Here is a 7,540-nt window from a genome sequence, read left to right as displayed (position 1 = left end):
GGACCGTGCGGACCGTGCGGGTTCCGGCGCGGGCGGGTGGCCAGGTCCGCGACCAGCGCGGCGCGTGGATGGCCGGCCGCTGCCTCGATGAAGCGGGTGAAGTCCGCGGCGACCGCGACGATGCGCGGTGTCACGGCGTTCACCGCGAGCCCGAGGAGCGGTCCGGCGTCGGTGTCGGCCAGCGGGCGGACGCCGAGGCGTTCGGCGGCCTTCACGGCCGGGCCCGCCGCCGCCATGCCGCCCTTCCCGGACGGCACCCACGGCCCCCAGTTGACACTGGTCGCGGGCATGCCGCCGGCACGCAGGGCCTCGGCCAGGCCGTCGAGGTAACCGTTGGCCGCCGCGTAGTTGGCCTGCCCGGCGGAGCCGAGCACGCTCGACACGGACGAGAACAGCACGAACGCGCGCAGCGGCTCGCCGCGGGCGGCCGCCGCCAGCGTTTCCGCCCCGCGGGCCTTGGCCGCGAACACCTCTTCGAAGTCGGCCGAGGTGAGATGGGCGAAGGCGCCGTCGACGGTGACGCCTGCCAGGTGGAAGACGCCGTGCAGCGGGACGAGTGCGCCAGCGGCCGCGACCCCCCGGGCGCACGCAGCGGGATCGGTCACGTCGCCGGTCACGACCGCGACGCTCACACCGCTCGCGGTGAGCTCGTCGATGGTCCGTTGCGCCGTGGCGTCCGGGCCCGAGCGGCCCATCAACGTGATCGCCTTCGCTCCCTGACCGGCGAGGATCGTCGTGGCGCTCAGACCGAGGGCACCGAGACCACCGGTGATCAGCACACCTCCCTCCCACAACGGCCCACCCGCCGCTGCCTCGACCGGTGCACCCTCGACCGGTGCGAGCCGGGCGAGACGGACTCCGTCGCCGGCCAGCACCCACCGGGTCTCGTCGAAACCGGCATCCGCCGCCTCCGACAGCGCGAGCGCGAGCGACGTAGGCGTCCATCCGATGTCCAACCCGATCCGGACCAGCCGGCGCTGCGGGTCCTCGGCTTCGAGGGCGGCGAGCATGCCCCACAGCGCCTCCCGGACCGGAGCCGCCGACCGGCGACCGTCGCCGAGTACGGCGACGGGGATCCGCGGCGGCAGGGCCCGCAGCGACGCCGCCAGGGCGAGCACAGCCCGCAGTGCGTCCCCGGCCCCCGTGGCGGCGCCGAGATCGTCGAAGCGAGCGTCCACGACGAGGTCGACGTCGTCATAGGCGGGGTCGCAGGCGGCAGGGTCGGCAGGTGTGTCATCGGGCCACCGGCGGACCTGGTGGCCCAGGGTCTCCAGCGCATCGCACAGCGACCGTGCGTGCTCCCGTCCGGTACCGAGCACCGCAACGGTCCGCGGCACGTGCGGCGGGGTCGGCGGGGTCGGCGGGGTCGGCAGAGCCGCCACGGCCTGCGGGGTCCCGGTCGCCCGCGAGGCGGGCACCCAGGTCAGCGCGTACGCGTGCGACGGCGCACCGTCCCGCAGGCTGCGTTCCAGCACGGCACGGGAAGCGTGGCGGACCCGGAACTCCTCGGCCACGAACAGGCTGCCCGTCTCGGTGAACATGCGCAGGTCGGCGCTTTCCACCCGGATCCGACCGTGCGGCAGCGGCTCGCCCGCCCGGACACGCACATGGCCCCACAGCTCCTCGTGGGCCCGGGACGCACCGACCCCGGTCTCCGGCCCGCCCGCCGGAGCCCGGCCCGGGAAGGACAGCCGCGTCGCCGCGAACGGGATCGCCAGCGACGGTGCCTCCCCGGCGTCATCGTCGACCATGAAGCCGGCGATGCTCTGGAAGCAGGAGTCGATGAGGCCCGGGTAGATCTCGTAGTCGGCCGGGTTGTCCGGCAACACCGGCCGGGCGTAGCGGATCAGCGATTCCTCCTCGCGGATCCACACATCGGCGATCCAGCGGAACGACGGCCCGAGGGTGTAGCCGAGGTTGCGGAAGTAGGCGTAGAATGCCTCCCCGGTGATGTGACGGTCGGCCGCGGCCGTGAAGGCCGCCCGCTGTGCCTGCGGCATGCCCGCGGCCACGTCGATGGCTGCCGGGCGGGTGAGCCGGCCGGACAGGTGCTCCTCCCACGTGCCACGCTCGACGTCGACAAGGCTCTGCACGCTCAGCCGCGACGTCCCGACCGCGTCCGCGGGTTCGCTCACGACGATCTGGACGTCGTACCGCTCCCCTTCGGTGATGACGAGCGCGCGCGGGCAGACCAGATCCTCGATCGTGACCGGCTCTCCCCGGCCGCCGATCGCGGACAGGATCGTGCCCAGGTGCGAGGCCGCCGGGGTCACCACGGTGCCGTACAGGCGGTGGTCGGTGAGGTACGGCGGGAACTCACTGCTGCGATCGAACGCGAACACCCGCCCGGTCAGCGCCGGGGAGCGCAGCTCGCTGCCCCAGTGCGGTCCCCGGTCCTGGGCGGGCACCGGCCCACGCACGGCCGGGCCGGCCGGCCTCCGGGGAGCCTGCGTCGTGCCCGCCACCTTCGTCCAGTAACGGGTGGGCGCGAAGGGGTAGTGCGGAGCTCGGCCACGCCGCCCACCGGAGGCTGCGGTTACCCGGCTCCAGGCCAGATCCTGGCCCTGCTCGTAGAGCATTCGGGCGGCGGCCAGCACAACCGCGCGGTCCTTGCCGCCGCGCCGCAGCGACGGCACGGCACCACCGGCGGGAGCGCACCCGGCGGCCCGGACGAGATGGCCCAACGTCCGGTCCGGCCCGATCTCCAGGCAGACGTCGACCTCCAGGACACCCAGCTGCCGCGCGCCCTGGAGGAAACGCACCGGCTCGCGCACATGCCGGCACCAGTAGTCGGCGTCATAGGTATCGGGTGCGGCGAGCTCACCGGTGAGGTTGGCGATGATCGGCAGACGCGGCGCGCCGAAGGCGAGCGGCGCGATGGCCGTCCGCAGCGGAGCCAGCACCGGGCCCATCAGGCGGGAATGGAAAGCATGCGACACGACCAGGGGTCGCGCGGTGATTCCCAGTTCCTTCATCCGGGCGGCGAAACCGTCGATCTCGGCCACCGCGCCGGCCACCACCACCGCCTCCGGCCCGTTGATTGCGGCGATGTCCAGGGCAGTGCCGGTGAGCAGCTCGGCGACCCGTTCCGGCGGTGCCACGACGGCGAGCATCCCGCCGGGTTCGGTGTCCTGCATGAGCCGGGCACGATGGGTGATCAGAATGAGTCCGGCGTCGCGATCCATCACGCCGGCGTGGATCGCGGCCGCGATCTCTCCGACGCTGTGGCCGATGACCACGGAGGCGGTCACGCCCCACGACTCCCACAGCGCCGCGAGCGCCAGCTCGAGGGCGACCAGGGCGGGCTGGGTGATCCGGGTGGCGTTGAGCAGGCTCCGGTCGGTGCCGCTGAACATCAGTTCCGGCAGGCCGGCGCCGAGCATCGGGGCGACTACCCGATCGCAGGAGTCGATCATCTCGCGGAAGACCGATTCGGTCTTGTACAGCTCCCGCCCCATCCCGAAGTACTGGCTGCCCTGGCCGGAGAACAGGAAGGCGACCCGCGGCGACCGGGTGGGACCGGCCGTGACCGGTGTACGCAGCCCGGCGAGCAGCTCGTCGCGGTCACGGACGAGCAGGGCGCGCCTGGCCGGCAGGTGCGCCCGGCCCGACCCCGCCGTGGCCGCGAGATCGGCACGGTCGAGATCGGCACGGTCCGCGACGTGGTGCTCCCAGGCCGCCGAGAGGCGGTGCAGTCCCGCCTCGTCCGCCGCGGACAGCGCGAGCAGCGCCGGCTCCAGCACCGGCTCCGTGCCCGCCCGGCCGGCCGGGTCGGTGGGCGTGTCCGCCGCTTCGCCGGCCGGGGCTTCACCCAGGATGACCTGGGCGTTCGTACCGCTGAAGCCGAAGCTGGACACGGCCGCCAGGCGTCCGCCCGGCCCGGCGCGCCACGGGGTTAGGGCGTCGACGACGCGAACGTTCATAGCTGCCCATGGCACGTGCGGGTTGAGCGTCGCGCAGTGCAGATTCGCCGGAAGCTGGCTGTGGCGCAGTGCCAGCACCGCCTTGATCACACCGGCGATGCCCGACGCCGACTCACAGTGACCGATGTTGCTCTTCACCGACCCGAGGTACAGCGGCTCGCCGGGCCGGCGGTCCCGGCCCAGTACCGCCCAGGCGGCGGCGAGCTCGATGGGGTCGCCGAGAGCCGTGCCGGTCCCGTGGGCCTCCAGGTAGGAGATGGACGCGCCCGCGACCTCGGCGTCGGCGAGCGCCGCGGTGATCACTGCTTCCTGGGCGCGGCCGCTCGACGCGGTCAGCCCCGACGAGGCGCTGTCGGAGTTGACATCGCTGCCGTGGAGCACGGCGAGCACCTCGTCGCCGTCGCGGCGGGCGTCGACGAGACGCTTGAGTACCAGCACGCCGCATCCCTCGGCACGGACAAACCCGTTGGCGTCGGCCGAGAAGGTCTTGCAGCGCCCTTCCGGGGAGAGCATGTGGGCGCGGCTCACCGCGACCGAGCAGGAGGGCGCGGCGATGACGTTGACGCCGCCCGCAAGCGCGCAGTCCGTCTCACCTTGGCGCAGCGAGCGGATGGCCAGGTGCAGCGCGACCAGGGAGGACGAACAGGCCGTGTCGACGGCGAGCGCCGGGCCGCCCAGCCCGAGAACGTAGGCGATGCGGCCGGCGGCCACGTTCAGGGCTGTGCCGGTGCTGAAGTAGGCGTCGAGCTGCTCCAGCCCGCCGCCTTCGAGTAGGCGGGCGTAGTCGGAGTTGGAGATGCCGACGAAGGCCTCGGTGTGGGTGCCGCGCAGGCTCTTCGGGTCGATGGCGGCGTCCTCGAGGGCGTGCCAGGTCGACTCCAGCAGCAGCCGCTGCTGCGGATCGAGGCTTTCGGCCTCTCTCGCGGGGATGTCGAAGAACGCCGCGTCGAAGCGGGCGATGTCCCGCAGGAACCCACCCTGATCGGTGGTGATCGTTCCGGTCCGCATCGGATCGTCGTCATGCAGCGACGCCGCGTCGAAACGGTCGGCGGGAACCGGGCCGACCGCGTCCCGGCCGGCGCGCAGCAGCTCCCAGTACTCGTCGAGGGAGTCGGCACCCGGGAAACGGCCCGCCATGCCGACGATCGCGACAGGTTCGCCCGCGGTGACCCCGCGGTCCGCGGCCGGCCGGTTCCCGTGGCCGACCGCTCCGGCCGGGACGGCCGAAACGGCGGTAACGGCGGTAACGGCGGTAGCAGCGAGGGGTGCCGATGCCGTGGCAGTGGGCGTCCCACCGGTTGTCGGCATGGCGGCACGGGCGACCAGGTGACCGGCCAGCTCGGTGACGGTCGGATGATCGAAGATCTCCGAGATGCCCACCTGAATACCGAAGGCGCCGGACAGCTCACGCGCCAGGTCGACCGCCATGATCGAATCCAGTCCGAGGTCGAAGAACCCGACGTCCTCGCGGACGGCCCGCGCCTCGGCATGCCCGAGGATTCCCGCCAGCAGCCCCCGCACGGCGTCGCGTGCGGCAGCCGGACGCGCCCCGGTGGGGACGCCCGACAACACGGCGCGGCCCGAGGTCACCGCAACCGCGCCCGCCGCGGCATCCCGGCCCGATCGACCTGGGCAGACGTCATCCGGGACGACCTCGTCGAACAGCCGGCGGCGCCGCCGGCTGGCCATCACCTCGCCGAAGCGCGGCCAGTCCACCGGGCAGACCACCAGCGCGGATCCGGCGGACGGGGCGTCGGCGGTGAAGCTCGCGCAGCCGGCGTCGACGCCGATCTCCGCCACGCCCATGCGGGCCAGGTTGCCCCGGCCGGTCTCGTCCGCCATGCCGTCCAAGGCCTACGGCCCGAAGGCGATGCTCACCGACGCCAGGCCGGCGGCCGCCCGGTAGGCAGCGAGCGCGTCGAGCCCCCCGTTGGCGGCGGCGTAGGCGCCGTATCCGTCGATCCCCCACAGGGCCGAGACCGACGACAGTTGGACGAAGAAGTCGAGCGGCCAGTCACGGCTGAGCAGATGCAGCCACCACGCGCCGGTGAACTTGCCACGCAGTGCCACGGCGAAGCTGTCGGCGTCCGCCTCCGCCAGCGCACCTGCCGGCAGCGTGCCGGCACCGTGGATGACGCCGCGCACCGGGGGCATCGCATCGCCCACGCGGCAGGCGGCGGCGAGCGCCGCCAGGTCGTCACAGTCGCCGGCCCGGTAGCGGATGTCCACTCCGTCTCCGCGCATGCTCTCCAACAGCGCCGTGCCCGCCTGGTCGAGCTGTTCCTCGCTGCGGCGGCCCACCACCAGCAGGTGACGTGCGCCGCGGCGCACGAGGTCGGTGACGAGCACCCGGCCGATGGCACCGAGCCCGCCGGTGAGCAGATACGTGCCGTCGGGCCGTACCGGGAGTTCGGGCCCGGGGCCGCCTGTCAGCGGGCGTACCCGGGCGGCAAAGACGGCACCGTCCCGTATGGCGAGGACGTCGTCGAGGTCGCCGGTGCCGCCGCGGGCTCCCCCGCGCCCAGCGAGGCGGAGCAGCAGGTGCAGGTCCGCGGATTCGGGGAGAGCGGGCAGGTCGACGACCCCGCCCCAGCTGGAAGACAGCTCCAGTCCCAGAACCGCCGCGAGGCCGTGTAGCAGACCGTGATCGGTCGCCTCAATCACATCGTGTCCGGTGACCTGACGCACGCCGCGGGTGACGGCAAGAACCTGCCCGGTACGGACGGCCGCGAGCGTGCGGACGGCGGTCGTGACAGCAAGACAGGTCGCCGCCCCCACGGCGGCGATGTCGTGGGGCTCGGCACCGCCGGGTGACGAGGCGAAGGGATCGGGCAACGCTGTGGGCCGTATCGCCAGCAGCAGCGTAACCGGCTGGTCATCGGAACGCGACGCCCAGAACGCGGCCCATCCGGCGTCATCGCCAGGCAGGTCGTGACGCTGCCACCCCGGCAGCTCGGCGAGGTCGGTGAGGTCGGCGCCGACCGGGCCGAGCACCGTGCCGGGCATGCCGCCCGCAGCCGCGCTTTCGGTGAGACTCCGCAGCAGGTCGGCGTCGTCGCCGGCGAGGACGAGGGTGTGGTCACCCGGGATGGCCGGCAGGGCGATGGGCTGCCAGGCGATGTGGTGCGACGGCACGGCGGTGGGCGGCCGCACCGGGTCGGTGGACGCAGCTGTCTCCCTGCCACGGTCCTCGCCGCGGTCCTCGCCGCGGTCCTCGCCGTGCACCGCCGGCCGGGACGGGACGGGCGCGTGACGCTGCCGCTCCCAGGGATAGCTCGGCAGGTCGATCACGCGGCGGGCCAGCGGCACAGGCTCGTGGAGGTCCGCGGTGGCCGTGTCCTCGACGAGCGTCACGGCCGGGGACGCGGTACCGGCCGCCAGCGCCGCCAACGCCGCGGCCGCGCCGGTCGCGTCCGTCGCGGCGACCCGGGCGCGCACCGGGTGGCGGACCCGGCCGTAGGTCGTCGTGTAGGCGAAGGCCGGATAGGCGGCGGGGCCGAGGGTGGCCAGGCGCTCACCGAACCGGGCGGCGAGCGCCCGCAGCGCCGACGCGGTCTTCGCCGACACCTCGAAACCGTTGACCGGCGCGTCGGCATGATCCGCGGGGGCTGCCGGGG

Annotated in this window: 2 protein-coding genes; both read right to left on the bottom strand. The window is 73.8% G+C overall.

Translation table 11 applies throughout. From position 1 onward, the window contains the following. Window positions 1-5,765 (bottom strand): SDR family NAD(P)-dependent oxidoreductase (locus ACY5KJ_RS11360; protein WP_462203334.1); only part of this gene is annotated, 5,765 nt, incomplete at its 3' end. Between the two features lie 12 nt (window positions 5,766-5,777). Next, window positions 5,778-7,540, bottom strand: a 1,763-nt coding sequence (locus tag ACY5KJ_RS11355) for an SDR family NAD(P)-dependent oxidoreductase (protein ID WP_462203333.1), incomplete at its 5' end; no start/stop codon positions are given.

Source organism: Frankia sp. CcWB3 (assembly GCF_977927595.1).
Note: the sequence above shows the minus strand (reverse complement) of the source record. Positions and strands in the feature narration are given on the sequence as shown.